Source organism: Collimonas sp., assembly GCF_035566555.1.
Classification (GTDB): domain Bacteria; phylum Pseudomonadota; class Gammaproteobacteria; order Burkholderiales; family Burkholderiaceae_D; genus Collimonas.
Map to the genome: position 1 here is coordinate 14,621 of NZ_DATMRB010000025.1, position 16,937 is coordinate 31,557.

Consider the following 16,937-nt stretch of genomic DNA (forward strand, 5'->3'; position numbering starts at 1 on the left):
CTTCTTTACGTTCGCCACTCCGGCGCAAAGCCCCGTGTTTATTGGCTTTCCATGGAATTGTCGGATTGCTATCCGGCGCTTTCCGGCAGTGCCGTCCGACGGTAGCGATACCAGCCGGCCCGCTTGTCTCATCGGCGCAACGGCTGCTTCGCCGCCGTTGCGCGCGATCATCGTGACAAAACGGTCACACAGCCTTCATACGCCTGAAATATTTGCGCTTGATACTGCGTGCATCAAAAATTGCCCTGACGGAAAAGCATGGCTGAAATCACCCACCTGCCGACGATACATAGCCGTTCATGCGCATGCCGCAGCCACAGTAAATTCCCTTCCCAGCGTTACCCATTCCAGGAAAGAACAGGACCATGACCACAAAGAACCGCCGCCATTTCTTGCGCACCGCCGGCGCCACCGTTGCCGCCACCGCCTATTCCATGAGCGCCAATGCGGCCTTCCCGGAAGCCATCCGCCGGGCGCTGGCGATCCCCGCCAACAACAAGACCGGCACCATCCGCGATGTCGAGCATGTGGTTATCCTGATGCAGGAAAACCGTTCCTTCGACCATTACTTCGGCACCCTGCACGGCGTGCGCGGCTTCGCCGACCGTTTTCCGATCCCGCTGGCCGGCAACCGCAACGTCATGCAGCAGACTTACACCAACAACAGCAAGCAGTCGCGCGTGATCCTGCCTTACCACCTGGACAGCAAGATCGGCAACGCCCAGCGCGTCAACGGCACGCCGCATACTTATGACAATGCGCAGGAAGCCTGGGACCTGGGCCGCATGAACAGCTGGCCGACCTACAAGCAGACCCAGTCGATGGGTTACTACACGTCGGCCGAGCTGGATTTCCAGTTTGCGCTGGCCAATGCTTTCACGGTCTGCGACGCCTATCACTGCTCCTTCCATGGCGGCACCAATACCAATCGCCTGTTCCACTGGTCCGGCACCAACAATCCAGCCGGCGACAAGGGCGGCCCGGCCATCGACAATTCGCAAGACCATCTGGAAGTCTCCACCTCGCCAACCAGCTACAGCTGGAAGACCTATCCAGAGCGCCTGCAAAAACAGGGCGTGTCGTGGAAGGTCTACCAGAACATGCCTGACAATTTCACCGACAATCCACTGGCCGGTTTCGTCGCCTATCGCCAGTCTAATGAGCTGCGCGGCAACGTCGCCGGCGGCGATAATGCCGGTTCGCCTTTTCCAGCCTGGCAGGCCAGCGACGATGCCAGCAATCCGTTGTTCAAAGGTGTCGGCAACACCATGCCGGACGGCGGCTTCCTCGCGGCGCTGAAGGAAGACATCGGCGCCGGCACCTTGCCGCAGGTTTCCTGGATCGTCGCGCCTGCCACCTACAGCGAACACCCCGGCCCATCCAGCCCGGTGCAGGGCGCCTGGTACGTGCAGGAAGTGCTGAACGCGCTGACCGCCAATCCGGCGGTGTGGAGCAAGACCGTATTGCTGATCAATTTCGACGAAAACGACGGCTTCTTCGACCACGTGCCGCCGCCTTGCGCGCCAGGCTTCCAGGATGGCGAGCTGGCTGGCTATTCCAGCATCCCGACCGACGGCGAGTATTTTTCCAGCAAGGCCTCCGTCACTTACGAAAAGCGTCCTTATGGTCCTGGCCCGCGGGTGCCGATGTACGTGGTGTCGCCATGGAGCCGCGGCGGCTGGGTCAACTCGCAAGTCTTCGACCACACCTCGGTGCTGCGTTTCCTCGAAGCCCGCTTCCACGTCAAGGAAGAAAACATCAGTCCTTACCGCAAGGCGGTCTGCGGCGATCTGCTGTCGGCCTTCAACTTCGCCCATCCGAACGATGAAGTACTGCCGACGCTGCCGAAGCGCAGCCGCGCCGAAGCTGATGCCGTGCGCGCACAGCAGGAGAAGCTGCAGCAGGTTGCGCTGCCGTCCGAAGGCACCCAGGTGTTCCCGATGCAGACTGCCGGCATCCGGCCGTCGCGCGCCTTGCCTTATGAATTGCATGTCACTGCCCGCACCCACGTGCGGCGCAACGATATCGTCCTGAGCTTCCGCAATACCGGCCGCGCTGCCGCCGTGTTCCACGTCTACGACCGCCTGCATCTGGACCGGGTGCCACGCCGTTATGCGCTGGAAGCCGGCAAGGAATGGCAAGACAGCTGGGACCTGGGCGCGGATCGCGGCGCCTACGATTTGTGGGTGCTGGGCCCGAACGGTTTCCACCGCGCCTTCCAGGGCAATCTGTCGACGCTGGATGCGGACGACAGCGCGCTGCCGGAAGTCAAGCTCAGCTACGACGTTTTCGGCAAACGCATCTGTCTGACGATGATGAACCGCGGCGAGAAATCTTGCGTGCTCACAGTCAAGCTCAACGCTTATCGCAAGGCTGGTCCGTGGACCTTCCACGTGCCGGCAGGCATGCAGCTGGACCAGCACTGGCCGGTCGGCAGCCAGGGCAACTGGTATGACTTCACCGCGACCGCGCCGGTGGGCGGCTTCAGCCGGCGCTTTGCCGGCCGCATGGAAACCGGCGCCCACGGCGTCAGCGACCCGGCGATGGCTTTGACCAGTTAAGCAAGGGATGCAATGGCGGCGTCCGGAGCGATGGGCGCCGCAGCTTGAACAAAAAAGCCTGCGCAGAGCGGGCTTTTTTGCGGTCAAAATAATATTTTTTTGATATCGTTTCTTGTGCCCGCTGTCATGCGCAACTATCAATTTTGCCAGTTGTTGTATCAAAGTGTGACTGCTACTCTGGGGCCGTCCCACACAAAATGGTTGGAAAGACAACTTGCATCCATCCAGCGCGGGTTGTCGGAAATTGCAGAACGGTTCGTGAGCCATGAATAGTACCTTGCCTGAGTTGATTGAATCCCGCCTCGAAGTGCAGCAGCATGAGTTCTTCGGCGTACCGGTGCATAGCACTTGCTTCCCCCATCCACTCGACGCCCGCCTGCACTGCGTCGAGAGCACCGTCAGGTTTACCAGCGGCGGCTGCGATGAACATGCGTATTTCGGACATGCTGCGCGCCAGGATCCGGATGCCGCCATATTTGCCTCGTGCAGCGAGATCCTGCAGAAAATGCTGGCCTCGCTTGCGCTGTTCAGCCACAAGCAATTTGCCGGCGGCTTGCCGGGCCGCTATCTGTTCCGCGCCGGCCAGGCTGGTCCTTACTTCGCGCATCAGTTGCTGCTGCGGGAAAAGGAGGCTGGCGCGCCTGCCGTCGCCAGCAGCAACGGCCTCGGACTGCAACGGCATATCGGTGCAGCTATCGAGCAGGCCAGCCTGGAACTGCTGGAGCAGCATATCTTGCTGTCGATGTGGTATTCCGGCCGGCAGCTGGCGCTGCTGGATGCGACCGAGCATCTGCCGAACGGCTACCGGATCGCCTACTACACCACGGACGATCCCATCCCCTTTGTGCTGGCGGTGCTCAGTTCGGCGCAGCAGGATGTTTTTTTCTGCGGCTCTGCGCTCAAGTGCAAGTTTTCCGAAGCCTTCGAGCAAGCCCGCAGCGAAGCCTTGCAGCTGTCGGCCAAATTTTTTGTCAAAGGCTTGTTCTCGCCGGCGCAGGGCAACCTGGCTTTCCATGGCAAGGTAGCGCAAACCATGGCCAGGGTAGCTTATCTGCGCGGCGCCAGCGCCGCCGCCATGCATGCGCACCTGGCGTCGCGCCTGGCGCCGGCATCCGGGAAAATCCGCAAGACTGACGACTTCAAGGATATCCTGAGCCTGGCGTTCCGGCGGCTGGACGATATCCATTATGTCGCGCTGGGGCGATGGCAGGATTTCGTGCTGGTCAGGGTGCTGATCGATGAAGCGCTGACGCCCAGCCAGATGCGCCATGCCTACCGCGCCACCGGCCATCTTCCCGATCCGTTCTTCTAAGCGCTGCAGCTCTTTACCAATCGCGCGGCCAGGGTTAATGTGTCGCCATGGCCCACATGCAAGACCGGTACCGGCTAGCGCCGGCAAGGGCGCGCAAAGAAAGGGGGGAGCCGTGGATATCCAGTACAAGAAGATCGACCCGAACAGCAATTTCAGCCGGGCGCTGGCGTTCAGGCGGGATTCCTTTGTCTGCAGTTTCGGTTCGGACGAGGAATTCTGGAAGGAGGTCGGCGCGGAAGGGTGCACCTACCGCGACAAGATGGAGCAGCGCAAGGACGAAGAGGCATGGTGCTACTACCACGTCTGGCACGCCGGCCGCATCATCGGCCAGCTGGAATTCCGCAGCTTCTCCGACTGGGACAAGCTGGGTTATGTACACCTGTTCTACCTGATCCCGGAATACCGCGGCATCGGCGTTTTCGACCAGCTGCACCGCTTTGTCGAGGACCGGCTGATCATGGCCGGCTGCAGCGGCGCCGTGCTGAGCGCCAGCAAAACCAACCTGGCGGCGCTCAAGGTCTATGAGCGCCACGGCTGGTACTGGCTGGGACCGAATCCCAGGCACGCCATGCTGGATTTCTACCGCATCGACTTCAACTGACGCCCTTATTTGGCAGGGCTGTCGGTCGCCTCGGCACGCACGATGGTGGTGTGGTCGACTTCATCTTCATTGCCGATATCCAGCTCGGCCCTGACGGCGTACAGGGAACCCTTGGGCACCACGATCGTCAGGATTTCATCGTATTCGGCGCCCGGCTCGATTTCATAGCCGTCCAGGTAGCGCTTCAGCAGGTCGGTGCTGTACAGCAGCGGCAACGCGTCCAGCCGCATGATGCCGTCCTTGGCGTCGCCGGGGATTTTGCGGACCGTGACCAGCAAGCCATCCTCGCCGGGCTTCACCACTACCTTGCCGATGTTCTTCGGTTTGACATGGATGATCAGCAGGCTTTGTGTGTCGCTATAAGCCCTGCTCTCGGCCGATACCAGCACCTGGATATTGGTGTCCGAGCTGCCAGTGGCCGAAAACTGGAAAGCGGCCCACAGGCCGCCGGCGGCAATGGCGACGATCGTGACGGATTTGAGGAGAAAGTCGGTCCAGTCGCGTGCTTTCTGAAGATCCATAGAATGTGTTTTCCGCTGTTTTTAAAATTCGACTTCGCCGGGGATAATTTCCTGGCTGCAATTACAATAAACGTCGAACTGCGGGAAAAGGTTGACTGGCGCGGTAAATTGCAAGCCGCGGTTGCGGCAAAGGGGAAGGCGGGAGGGAGGGGGGAGACAGATGCACAATTACGGTGCACCTGCCTGCAGGTAGCTTGGGCCGAGTGGCGCTCAGCGCATGTTGCCGGTATGGCCCAGCGAATAGCGGCCAGGCTGCGGCCACACGGTCAGGCCATGCGGCTCCATGCCGACCGGAATCGACTTGACTTCGCCGCTGCTGGTGTCGATGGCATACACCACGTCGTCGAAGCGGCCGGACAGCCACAGCATCTTGCCGTCGGCGCTGACGTTACCCATGTCAGGACTGCCGCCGCCGGGAATCGGCCAGGTATTGAGCACCTTGCGCGTGGCGAAATCGATCACCGAGACGCTGCCCTTGCCCTTGCGCGGGCCGTGCACTTTGTTGGAGCCGCGGTTCGCCACATACAGCTTGCTGCCGTCGCGGCTTGGATACAGGCCATGGGTGCCGATGCCGGTCTTGATGAAGTCGATCTTGGTAAAGCTTTCGCCATCCACCACATACACGCCGTCGGCCATCATGTCGGCGACGTAGAACACCTTGCCGTCCGGCGAGATGCGGATATCCTGCGGCATGCCTTTCTTGGCCAGCTGCAGATAGCCGACTACCTTGCGGTTCACCATGTCGATCTTGGCCAGGCTGCCTTCGAATTCGCAGGTGAACAGCGCGTACTTGCCGTCTATCGAGAAATCGGCGTGGTTGATGCCTTTACACTGCGGCACTTCGATGCTCGATTCCAGCTTCATGGTATGGGCATTGCGGAAATCCAGGCGCGCATGCGCTTCCACCACGACGATGGCCTGCTTGCCGTCCGGCGTGAAATACATATTGTAGGGATCATCCACCATCACTTCCTTGCCCGGCTTGCCGGTCTGCGGATCGATCGGGGTCAGGCTGCCGTCGGGACGGCCTTCGGCATTGTTGGCGACCCACAGGGTTTTCAGGTCCCAGGCCGGCACCACGTGCTGCGGGCTGTAGCCGACCTTGTACTTGTCGACCACTTTGAGCGTGGCAGGATCGATCACATACACTTCATTCGAACGCAGGTTCGGCACGTACACGCGCTGCAGCGCGCCCGCCACGGCCGGGCTGAAATGGCCGGCGGCGGCTTCGCTGTACAGGTTGGCCGGGTTGACCACCGGCGGCATGCCGGCCACGGTAGTTACTGCGGGGGCAGCTGGCGCGGCAGACGCGGCGCCGGCCAGGCACAAGCCGGCCATGGCGGCGGCCAGCTGTGTTAAACGGGAAGACAAGAATGGCATGACAGTTCCTTTGATCGAGTGCAGCGTAGTAAATATGGGTAGCGCGGCGCATCAGCGCGCGGCAGTGTCTTTCTTGAGCGCGGCGACGGTGCGCGCAATGATCGCATCGATGCCGAGCTGGCCCAGCTCAGCCGTGGAGCGGCGCGGATCGCCGCCGTACACGCCGTCAGCCAGGCCGAGTTTCGGCGCATTGCGCAAGCGTTCCTGGCGCACCATCTGCGGCGCCACCGCCAGCTGCAGCGAGGTGTCCGCCAGCCCGGCATGGGTGCCGATCTCGTCGTCGCGGAAGCCGCGCTGGCGCAGCAGCTTGGCGTAGCCGTCGGAGCTGGCGTCATAGTACTCCGGCGGCATCATGGCGCGCGCCGGCGAGCCGCTCCAGGACTTGTTCAGCTGCGCCACCACTTGCCTGACATCGTTCAGGTAGCCGCCATGGTCGCCGAGGAAGACCACGTTCTTGAAGCCGTGCACCTTGAAGCTGTTGGCGGCGGCAACCAGCATCTTTTCAAAGACATCGTCGCTCACCGTGATGGTGCCGGGAAAATGCATGTGCGAGGTCGGCGGCGCGTAGCCGCCTTCCGGCACGTAGGCGATGACCGGCGCCACCAGCGCGTCGCCGAGTCCTTCCGCGATGCGCTGCGAGAGTATCTTGACGCGCACATTATGCTTGCCGAGCGCGACGTCCGGCCCGCTCTGTTCGGTGCCGCCGATAGGGATGATGATGGTGCTCTTGCCGGCCAGGATCTGGTCGCGCAGCTCGGTCCAGGTCAGTTCTTCCAGGAAGACGGTTTTGGGCGCCTGCGCCAGGACTGCGTGGGCGGCGGTGATGAGAATGACGGAAGCAAATACGTGTCGTAAGAGGCGTTGCATGGATGTTCCTGATCGGTATACCTGTGTTTTTGTAAAGTCGGCCGCCAAAGCGCAGCCGGTTCAGCGCAGATCAGACCCGGGCAGCAACGGTTGGTTCAGTGGCGATGCAATGATTATCGCACTGTCAGGTGATAAGTCGTGGTCTGGCGGTATACCTGCCCCGGCCGCAGCACCACCGCTTCGGCGTCGGGACCGTTGATCTGGTTGGGATAAGCCTGTGCTTCCAGGCAGAATCCGTCGTGCCGGGCGTAGGGAGCGGCGCCGCGTCCCTGTACCCCTTCCAAGAAATTCCCGCTGTAGAACTGCAAGCCGTTTTCAGTGGTCGCTAGCGACAGCTGGCGGCCGGACCCGGGGTCGTAGACGGTTGCCACTTCGCGCAAGGTCTGCGGCTTGCGGCCCTCGCCCGGTACTGCCGGATGTTGTGGCAGCAGGCAATAGCAATGATCGAAGCCGCCGGCCAGCTTGAGCTGGGGATCTGGCCAGGCCAGGCGCGGCCCGATCGGCGCCGGCTGGCGGAAATCGAAGGCGCTGCCGGCGACGCTGGCGGCAGCGACCGGGATCAGCTGGGCGTCGATCTGCAGATACTGGTCGGCGGCAATGGCCAGGATATGGTCGTAGATATCGGCGCTGCCGCCGTTCAGGTTGAAGTAGCCGTGCGAGGTCAGGTTGAGCGGCGTCGGCGCGTCGCTGCTGGCGCTGTAGTCTATGCTCAGGCGGCCCTCGTCATCCAGGCTGTACAGCACGCTGACCTGCAGCTTGCCGGGATAGCCGGCCTCGCCTTCCGCCGATTCCAGCGTCAGCCGCAAGCCGTCCGGCCCGGCCGCGGCTTGCCACTGCGCCAGGTGGAAGCCGCTGTCGCCGCCATGCAGATGGTTGCTGCCTTCGTTGCGGTCGACCAGGTAGTCGGCGCCGTCCAGCGTAAAGCGGCCGTTGGCGATACGGTTGCCCCAGCGTCCGATCAGGCCGCCGAAGTAGGGCGGGTTGCTTTGATAGCCTTCGCAATCGGGATAGCCGAGCAGGATGTCGGCCACGCGGCCATAGCGGTCCGGCGCCCACCATGAGACCAGGGTGGCGCCGCAGTCGCTGATGGTGATCCGCATGTCGTGCGCATTGCGCAGGGTGTAGAGGGTGACGCCGTGGTCGGCGCTGGTGCTGGTGATGGTGGCTTGGCTCATGGGCTGGATTGCTTTTCTGTCTGTTTATTAGGGGCGGCGGTGGCCATCCGGTCCTGGTATTCGCGTGGGGTGCAGGCCAGCTCGCGCTTGAAGACGGCGTGCATGTACTGCAGCGAGGTGAAGCCGCAGCTGACGGCGATTGCGGCGATGCTGCGCGCCTGTTCTTGCCCCTGCGCTTGCTGCATCTCCAGCATACCCTTGGCGGCGTCCAGCTTGAAGCGCAGGATTTCGTCATGCACGCTGCGCCCCAGCTCGCGCCGGAAATACCACTCCAGCGATGAGCGCGAGACGCCGACGTAATCCGCCACCTGTTCGGTCTTGATGCCCTGGCAGGCGTACTGGCGGATGAAGTGCATGGCTTGCATCACGTGCGGATGGTTGAGCGCTTCATGGCGGCTGGAAGCCAGCACGTTGATGCCGGCCGGCGGCACCAGGATGCGGGTGCCGGCCAGGCGTGCGCCACCACCCACCTGCAGCATCTGGTGCAGCAGGTGGGCGGCGCTGCGGCCCATCTCGCGCGTGCCCTGGATCACCGAACTGAGCGGCACCCGGGTCAGGATGCGCGCCAGCGGGTCGTTGTCGATACCGATCAGCGCTACCTGTTCCGGCACCGCGATGCCGGCGCACAGGCAAGCCTGCAGCAGCTGGCGCGCCCGGGCGTCGCTGACGGCGATGATGCCGATCGGCTTGGGCAGCGTCTGCAGCCAGGCGATCTGCTGTTCCACCGCGGTATCCCAGGACGGCGCGCTGGTGCCAACGCCGCGGTAAATTTCGCCCTGCATGCCATCGCGCAGCATCAGCGTGGCGAACGCCTTTTCACGTTCCTGGGCCCAGCGGTTGACCGCCGCTTCGGGCAAGCTGAAACAGGCAAAGCGGCGCAGGCCTGCTTCGATCAGATGATCGTAGGCCAGCTTGACCAGCTTGAAATTGTCGGTGGCCACATAGGGTGTGTCGGCCGGATAGTCGCCATCGTCGGCATACGAGCCGCCTACCGCCACCACCGGCAGGCTGACCCGCGCCAGCGCTTCGCAGGCGGCCGGATCGTCGAAGTCGGCGATGATGCCGTGGCCCTGCCAGCGCTCTATGCCTTGCAGGCGGCAGCGGAAATCCTCTTCCAGGAACAGGTCCCAGGCGGCACGCGTGCTGCTCAGGTACTCGCCGATGCCGGCGATGATGTCGCGGTCGAAGATCTTGTTGCCGTTGAACAGCAAGGCGATGCGGTGCACCGCCGGTATTTTGGTCATCCTGCGTTCTCCTGGATTGTCGCAAGCGTGCTCTCTGCGCGAGTCTTGGGCAGCTTGTCAATCTGTCACCAACGGCCTCGCTCAAGCTGGCCTTGTCTGATTGTACCCAGCGGCAGCGGCGGCGTCAGGCCAAATGGCGTTTTGTGCGACTGCAATAGAAAGAATCGCTAGCGCATCTGGCGGATTTCGTAATTGTGAAGCGCTCCCCTCGGTTGCTAGTATGGCCCACACCAATACAGCGAGACTGCGCTTTGCAGTGCCGCGCCATCTACCGACCGGAGACCATCGATGAGTTACTTCCCTGCTGTTACACCTATACTTTTCGAGGGCAAGCAGGCGCAATCGCCGTTGGCTTTTCGTCATTATGAAGCCGACAAGCTGGTGCTGGGCAAGCCGATGCGCGAGCATCTGCGCATGGCGGCATGCTATTGGCACAGCTTTGTCTGGCCTGGTTCCGACGTCTTCGGCGCCGGCACTTTCCGCCGTCCTTGGCATGGACCCGGCGACGCCATGGAGATGGCGCATAAGAAAGCCGATGCCGCTTTCGAATTTTTCAGCAAGCTGGGCATCGACTACTACACCTTCCACGATACCGACGTTGCGCCAGAGGGCGCCAGCCTGGCCGAATACCGCAACAACTTCGCGCAGATGCTGGACGTGCTGGAGCGCAAGCAGGAACAGACTGGCTTGCGTCTGCTGTGGGGCACCGCCAACTGCTTCAGCAATCCGCGCTTTGCCGCTGGCGCCGCCAGCAATCCCGATCCGGAATTGTTCGCCTACGCGGCGGCACAGGTGTTCACCGCCATGAACGCGACCCAGCGCCTGGGAGGCGCCAACTATGTGCTGTGGGGTGGCCGCGAAGGTTATGAAACCTTGCTCAATACCGATCTCAAGCGCGAGCGCGAACAGCTTGGCCGCTTCATGCGGCTGGTGGTGGAACACAAGCACAAGATCGGTTTCAAGGGCACGCTGCTGATCGAACCGAAACCGCAGGAACCGACCAAGCACCAGTACGATTACGACAGCGCCACGGTCTACGGCTTCCTCAAGGATTACGGCCTGGAGCGTGAGATCAAGGTGAATATCGAAGCCAACCATGCCACCCTGGCCGGCCACAGCTTCCATCATGAAATCGCCACCGCCGCTTCGCTCGGCATCCTCGGCAGCATCGACGCCAACCGCGGCGATCCGCAGAACGGCTGGGATACCGACCAGTTTCCCAACAGCGTCGAGGAACTGACGCTGGTCACTTATGAAGTTCTGAAAGCCGGCGGCTTCACCACCGGCGGCTACAACTTCGATTCCAAGGTGCGCCGCCAGAGCCTGGACGAAGTGGATCTGTTCCATGGTCATGTCGGCGCCATGGATGTGCTGGCGCTGTCGCTGGAGCGCGCCGCAGGCATGATCGAAAACGACCTGCTGGCGCAGTTCAAGAGCCAGCGTTACGCAGGCTGGGACAGCGGCATCGGCCAGGATATGCTGGCCGGCAAGCTGAGCCTGAGCGATATCGCCGACCATGCCTTTGCCAAACAGCTCAATCCGCAAGCCGTGAGCGGCCGCCAGGAGATGCTGGAAAATCTGGTCAACCGCGCCATCTTCGGCTGACGCCATGTTCATCGGCATCGATCTGGGCACCTCCGGCGTCAAGGCGATCCTGCTGAACCGCAGTGGCCAGGTGCTGGCCAGCGCCAGCCAGCCGCTGTCGCTGCTGCCGCAGGCGTCGCAAAACGCGCTGTGGCGCGAGCAGGATCCCGCCGACTGGTGGCGGGCGTGCGAACAGGCGCTGGCGGATTTGCTGCAGGCGGCCAGCGCGATGGGAATCGCCGGCGGCGCCATCGAAGCCATCGGCCTCACCGGCCAGATGCACGGCGCCACCGTGCTGGACGACAAGGGCCAGGTATTGCGGCCGGCTATCCTGTGGAACGACGGCCGTTCGTTTGCCGAATGTGCCGAACTGGAAGAACGCGTTCCGGCGTCACGGGAGATTACCGGCAACCTGATGATGCCTGGCTTTACCGCGCCCAAGCTGCTGTGGCTGGCGCGCCATGAGCCACAAGTGTTCGGGCAGATCGCCAAGGTGCTGCTGCCCAAGGACTGGCTGCGTTATCGGCTTACCGGCGACTACGCCAGCGACATGTCGGATGCCGCCGGCACCATGTGGCTGGATGTCGCCAGACGCGACTGGAGCGATCAACTGCTGCAGGCCACCGGCCTGAGCCGAGCCCATATGCCGGCGCTGTATGAAGGCACGCAAATTACCGGCAGGCTGAAGGCCGATCTGGCGCAGCGCTGGGGGCTGGCGCAGATACCGGTAGTGGCTGGCGCCGGCGACAACGCCGCCGGTGCGATCGGCGTCGGCGTCGTCCGTCCCGGGCAAGCCATGCTGTCGCTTGGCACTTCCGGCGTGTACTTCGCCGCCGGCGCCGGCTTCCATGCCAATCCGGAGCGTGCGGTGCATAGTTTTTGCCATGCCTTGCCGGCCACCTGGCACCTGATGTCGGTGATGCTGTCGGCTGCGTCCTGCCTGGATTTCACGGCGCAGCTGTGCGGCTATGCCGACGTCACCGCGTTGCTGGCCGATGCCGGGCAGCGCGATGCAGAACTGGATGACATCGCAGCCGATGCGCCGTTGTTCCTGCCTTACCTCAACGGCGAGCGCACCCCGCATAACAATCCCGCCGCACAAGGCGTGTTTTTCGGCCTGCGCGCCGGCACCACGCGCGCCGACCTGGCGCTGGCGACCCTGGAAGGGGGCGGCTTCGGCTTGTGCGACGGCATGGACGCTGTCGACGGCTGCGGCATCGCCGCCGAAGAAATCACGCTCATCGGCGGCGGTTCGCGCAGCGCGTTCTGGGCGCAGATGCTGGCCGATATCAGCGGCCGCCGGCTGGTGCGGCGCCAGGGCGGCGATGTCGGGCCGGCGCTGGGAGCGGCGCGGCTGGCCCGCATCGGCGTCGCCGCCGACAGTGGCGACCGCGCGTCCCTGAGCGAGATCTGTCCGGTGCCGCCGCCGCTCGCCAGCTATCAGCCCGATCCCCAGCGGCACGCGCAATACGCCAAGCGCCGGGAGAAATTCGCACTGTTGTACCAGCAGTTGTTACCCGTGTTTTCAGCATGATGTATCAAACGCGGTCAAACGCGATCAAGCGGAGTCAAGCGCAGTCAAGTGTAGTCATACGAAGTTAACTAAAACTAATGGAGACCTAGCAATGAACAAGATCCTGAAAAAAAGCCTGTTGGCAATGATGACTGTGGCGGCATTTTCGCTCGTCAGTTCGGCCGCGATGGCCGATGCCAAGAACCCGAAGATCGGTTTTTCCATCGATGACCTGCGGGTGGAGCGCTGGGCGCGCGACCGCGATTTCTTCATCGCCGCCGCCGACAAGCTGGGCGCCAAGGTGTTCGTGCAATCGGCCGATGCCAGCGAACAGCGCCAGATTTCCCAGATTGAAAACCTGATTTCGCGCGGCGTCGACGTCATCGTGATCGTGCCGTTCAACGCCACCGTGCTCAGCAATACCATCAAGGAAGCCAAGAAGGCCGGCATCAAGGTGGTGTCTTATGACCGCCTGATCCTGAATGCCGACATCGATGCCTATATTTCCTTCGACAATGAAAAAGTCGGCGAGATGCAGGCCGAGGGCGTGCTCAAGGCGCAGCCTAAAGGCAATTACTATCTGCTGGGGGGATCGCCCACCGACAACAACGCCAAGATGCTGCGCGAAGGACAGATGAAGGTGCTGCAGCCGTCCATCGACAAGGGCGACATCAAGATCGTCGGCCAGCAATGGGTCAAGGACTGGAGTGCAACGGAAGCGCTGTCCATCGTGGAAAACGCGCTGACCGCCAACAATAACAAGATCGACGCCATCGTTGCGTCCAACGACGGCACTGCCGGCGGCGCGATCCAGGCGCTGGCTTCGCAGAAAATGGCTGGCAAGGTGCCGGTCTCGGGACAGGATGCCGATCTGGCTGCAGTCAAGCGCGTGATCGCCGGCACCCAGGCCATGACGGTGTACAAGCCGCTCAAGCTGATCGCCTCGGAAGCAGCCAAGCTGTCGGTGCAGCTGGCGCGCAATGAAAAGCCGGCCTACAACGCCCAGTATGAAAACGGCGCCAAGAAGGTCGACACCATCTTGCTCAAACCTACCACGCTCACCAAAGCCAATGTTGACCTGCTGGTGACGGACGGCTTCTACACGCAGACGCAGATCGCCGGCAAGTAGCAAGTAGGGTGGGCACCTGTGCCCACGCGTGAATTTCATGCACCGCTTATCACATTAAATCACATTAATATCACATGAGCGGGTGGGCACGGTGTGCCCACCCTACCGGGAAACAATATGTCCGACTATCTGCTGGAAATGCAGGGCATCGTCAAGGATTTCGGCGGTGTCCGCGCACTCGACGGCATAGACATCAAGCTCAAGGCCGGTGAATGCCTCGGCCTGTGCGGCGAAAACGGCGCCGGCAAATCGACGCTGATGAAAGTCTTGTCCGGCGTCTACCCGCGCGGCAGCTGGCAAGGTGAAATCCTGTGGCAAGGCCAGCCCTTGCAATCGCAATCGGTGCGCGACACCGAAGCGGCGGGCATCATCATCATCCATCAGGAGCTGATGCTGGTGCAGCAGCTGTCGGTGGCGGAAAACATCTTCATGGGCCATGAAATCACGCTGGCGGGCGGCCGCATGAATTATCCTGCCATGTATAAGCGCGCCGGCGAACTGATGCGCGAACTGAAAATGCCGGACATGAATGTAGCGCTGCCGGTCATGCAGTACGGCGGCGGCCACCAGCAGCTGGTGGAAATCGCCAAGGCGCTCAACAAGCAAGCCAAACTGCTGATCCTGGACGAACCGTCTTCCTCGCTGACGGCGTCCGAGATTGCGGTGCTGCTGGACATCATCCGCGACCTCAAGGCGAAGGGTGTCGCCTGCGTCTACATCTCGCACAAGCTGGATGAAGTGGCCGCGGTATGCGACACCGTGGCGGTCATCCGCGACGGCAGGCACATCGCCACCACTCCCATGCACGACATGAATGTCGACCAGATCATCACGCAGATGGTGGGCCGCGAAATCACCGCCATGTATCCCGACCAGGAACATGACATCGGCGAAGTGATGTTTGAAGCGCGCAACGTGAGTTGTTACGATGCCGACAATCCCGGCCGCAAGCGGGTCGACGATATTTCTTTCACGCTGCGGCGCGGGGAAATCCTTGGCGTCGCCGGCCTGGTCGGCGCCGGCCGCACGGAACTGGTGTCGGCCTTGTTCGGCGCTTATCCCGGCCGCTGCGAGGGCGAGGTCTGGCTGGAGGGCGTCCAGCGCAAGGTAGGCAGCGGCACGCCGCTGAAATCGATACGGATGGGCCTGTGCATGGTGCCGGAAGACCGCAAGCAGCACGGCATCGTGCCGGACCTGAATGTCGGCCAGAACATCACGCTGACCGTGCTTCAGGATTTCTCACACCATGGCCGCATCGATGCAGAGGCTGAGCTGAAAACCATCCAGGGCGAAATCGGGCGCCTGCAGCTGAAGACCGCCAGCCCCTTCCTGCCCATCACCAGCCTGTCCGGCGGCAACCAGCAAAAGGCGGTGCTGGCGAAAATGCTGCTGGCGCGGCCCAAGGTGCTGATCCTGGACGAACCGACGCGCGGCGTCGATGTCGGCGCCAAGGCTGAAATCTACCGCCTGATGGCGGAACTGGCGCGGCAGGGGGTGGCAATCATCATGGTGTCGTCCGAACTGGCAGAGGTGCTGGGCGTGTCCGACCGCGTGCTGGTCATCGGCGAAGGCAAGCTGCGCGGCAACTTCGTCAACCAGGATCTGAGCCAGGAAACCGTGCTGGCGGCCGCGATCGACCAGTCGTCGCAGTATCTGACATCACAGCGGACGGCGCAGCCGGAAAACGCTGCCGGCAATCATCAGGAATCACAATGACCTCTATCAATCTCAAGCAATTGTTCCGACAGTACAAGATCATGGCCTTGCTGATCGCCATCGCCCTGATCTGGGCCTTCTTCAGCTGGAAAACCGAAGGCGGTTTCGTCACCCCGCGCAATCTCTCCAACCTGTTGCGCCAGATGTCCATCACCGGCATCCTTGCCTGCGGCATGGTGCTGGTGATTATCGCCGGCGAGATCGATCTCTCGGTCGGCTCCATGCTCGGCCTGCTGGGCGGGGTCGCTGCCGTGCTGGACGTGACGCATCATATGCCGCTTGCGCTCAATCTGTTGCTGGTGCTGCTGATGGGACTGGCGCTTGGCCTGTTCAACGGCTATCTCACGGCTTACATGCGGATTCCCTCGTTCATCGTCGGCCTCGGCGGCATGCTGGCGTTCCGCGGAATTTTGCTGGGTGTCACCGGCGGCCTGACCATCGCGCCGGTGTCCAGTGACCTGGTCTACCTGGGACAGGGTTATCTGCCGCCGCAATTCGGCATCGTGCTCGGGATCGGCCTGTTTGCCCTGGCGCTGGTGCTGAGCTGGCGCCGCCGCAGCAACCGCCAGCAACACGGCTTGCCGCTGCCGCCCGTGTGGCGCGACGCCGTGCGCGTGCTGCTGATCGGCGCGGTGCTGCTGGCTTTTGTGCGCACGCTTAACACTTACGACGGCATTCCCGTGCCGGTGCTGCTGTTATTGGCTTTGCTAGGTCTGTTCAGTTATCTGACCACGCAAACCGTGTTCGGCCGCCGCATCTATTCGGTCGGCAGCAATATGGAAGCAACCCGCTTGTCAGGCGTCAACGTGCAGGCAGTCAAGCTGTGGGTGTTCGGCATCATGGGCGTGATGTGCGCGCTGGCAGGGCTGGTCAACACGGCGCGGCTGGCGGCCGGTTCGCCTTCGGCCGGCAACATGGGCGAACTGGACGCGATTGCCGCCTGCTTTATCGGCGGCACTTCCATGCGCGGCGGCTACGGCACGGTGTATGGCGCGCTGATCGGTGCGCTGGTGATGGCCAGCCTGGACAACGGCATGTCGATGCTGGATGTCGATACCTATTGGCAGATGATCGTCAAGGGCGGCATTCTGATGCTGGCGGTGTGGGTGGATGTCAGCACGCGTGCCAGCCGTTGAGCGCTCATGATGCTTGGCATCGTCGCAGGAAACGGACCGAGTCATCTGGGGTCAGAGTCGACTTTCGCGGCGCTTTTTCGCGAAACTCGACCCCCCACATGACGGATTCGGAGAAAGGCAGAAAGCGCTGCATGGGATTTTTCCAAGCTGCGAGCATGTACTCCGTAGCCCGCTAAGTGGGGTCAGAGTAAACTTTCT

13 protein-coding genes are annotated in these 16,937 nt (G+C 62.2%); 8 read left to right on the plus strand and 5 right to left on the minus strand.

Annotation, left to right across the window (positions count from 1 at the left end; translation table 11 throughout):
* The first annotated feature begins 365 nt into the window (after window positions 1-365).
* The 3 genes from VNZ65_RS03950 (at window position 366) to VNZ65_RS03960 (ending at window position 4,474) form a co-directional block, all read left to right on the plus strand.
* The gene (locus tag VNZ65_RS03950) at window positions 366-2,561 is read left to right on the plus strand and encodes a phosphocholine-specific phospholipase C (protein ID WP_325666288.1); all 2,196 of its coding nucleotides are present in this window, start codon (window positions 366-368) and stop codon (window positions 2,559-2,561) included.
* Between the two features lie 265 nt (window positions 2,562-2,826).
* On the plus strand, window positions 2,827-3,873 hold the full coding sequence (locus VNZ65_RS03955; RefSeq protein WP_325666290.1) for a YcaO-like family protein: 1,047 nt from the start codon (window positions 2,827-2,829) through the stop codon (window positions 3,871-3,873).
* A 112-nt stretch (window positions 3,874-3,985) separates the two neighbouring features.
* A complete protein-coding gene (locus VNZ65_RS03960; RefSeq protein WP_325666292.1) occupies window positions 3,986-4,474 on the plus strand; it encodes a GNAT family N-acetyltransferase in 489 nt (162 codons plus the stop codon).
* A 5-nt stretch (window positions 4,475-4,479) separates the two neighbouring features.
* Here VNZ65_RS03960 and VNZ65_RS03965 read toward each other — a convergent pair whose 3' ends face one another.
* From VNZ65_RS03965 to VNZ65_RS03985, 5 genes are all read right to left on the minus strand, one after another.
* Window positions 4,480-4,995, minus strand: coding sequence for a hypothetical protein (locus tag VNZ65_RS03965; protein WP_325666294.1), 516 nt, complete (start codon window positions 4,993-4,995; stop codon window positions 4,480-4,482).
* A gap of 210 nt (window positions 4,996-5,205) precedes the next feature.
* Window positions 5,206-6,375, minus strand: coding sequence for a YncE family protein (locus tag VNZ65_RS03970; RefSeq protein WP_325666296.1), 1,170 nt, complete (start codon window positions 6,373-6,375; stop codon window positions 5,206-5,208).
* A gap of 51 nt (window positions 6,376-6,426) precedes the next feature.
* On the minus strand, window positions 6,427-7,242 hold the full coding sequence (locus tag VNZ65_RS03975) for a creatininase family protein (protein ID WP_325666298.1): 816 nt from the start codon (window positions 7,240-7,242) through the stop codon (window positions 6,427-6,429).
* A 113-nt stretch (window positions 7,243-7,355) separates the two neighbouring features.
* Window positions 7,356-8,417 (minus strand): aldose epimerase family protein, encoded by a 1,062-nt coding sequence (locus VNZ65_RS03980; RefSeq protein WP_325666300.1) that lies wholly within the window; start codon window positions 8,415-8,417, stop codon window positions 7,356-7,358.
* On the minus strand, window positions 8,414-9,661 hold the full coding sequence (locus VNZ65_RS03985) for a DNA-binding transcriptional regulator (protein ID WP_325666302.1): 1,248 nt from the start codon (window positions 9,659-9,661) through the stop codon (window positions 8,414-8,416). Before VNZ65_RS03985 ends, VNZ65_RS03980 begins: the two co-directional genes overlap by 4 nt.
* A 288-nt stretch (window positions 9,662-9,949) precedes the next feature.
* On the opposite strand from VNZ65_RS03985, the gene xylA reads away from it, so the two are divergent.
* The 5 genes from xylA to VNZ65_RS04010 all read left to right on the plus strand — a co-directional run bounded on the left by xylA (window position 9,950) and on the right by VNZ65_RS04010 (window position 16,739).
* Entirely contained in the window at window positions 9,950-11,266 is a 1,317-nt protein-coding gene (gene xylA, locus VNZ65_RS03990; RefSeq protein ID WP_325666304.1) for a xylose isomerase, read from the plus strand.
* Between the two features lie 4 nt (window positions 11,267-11,270).
* Window positions 11,271-12,779 carry a xylulokinase gene (xylB, locus tag VNZ65_RS03995; RefSeq protein ID WP_325666306.1) on the plus strand — a complete coding sequence of 503 codons (1,509 nt, stop codon included), beginning with the start codon at window positions 11,271-11,273 and terminating at the stop codon, window positions 12,777-12,779.
* Window positions 12,780-12,870: 91 nt separating this feature from the next.
* Window positions 12,871-13,887: a D-xylose ABC transporter substrate-binding protein gene (gene xylF, locus VNZ65_RS04000; RefSeq protein ID WP_414649045.1), complete on the plus strand. Its 1,017-nt coding sequence runs from the start codon at window positions 12,871-12,873 to the stop codon at window positions 13,885-13,887.
* A 117-nt stretch (window positions 13,888-14,004) separates the two neighbouring features.
* A complete protein-coding gene (gene xylG, locus VNZ65_RS04005) occupies window positions 14,005-15,603 on the plus strand; it encodes a D-xylose ABC transporter ATP-binding protein (RefSeq protein WP_325666308.1) in 1,599 nt (532 codons plus the stop codon).
* Window positions 15,600-16,739, plus strand: coding sequence for a sugar ABC transporter permease (locus VNZ65_RS04010; RefSeq protein ID WP_325666310.1), 1,140 nt, complete (start codon window positions 15,600-15,602; stop codon window positions 16,737-16,739). The genes xylG and VNZ65_RS04010 overlap by 4 nt, the downstream gene beginning before the upstream one ends.
* The last annotated feature ends 198 nt before the right edge of the window (window positions 16,740-16,937 follow it).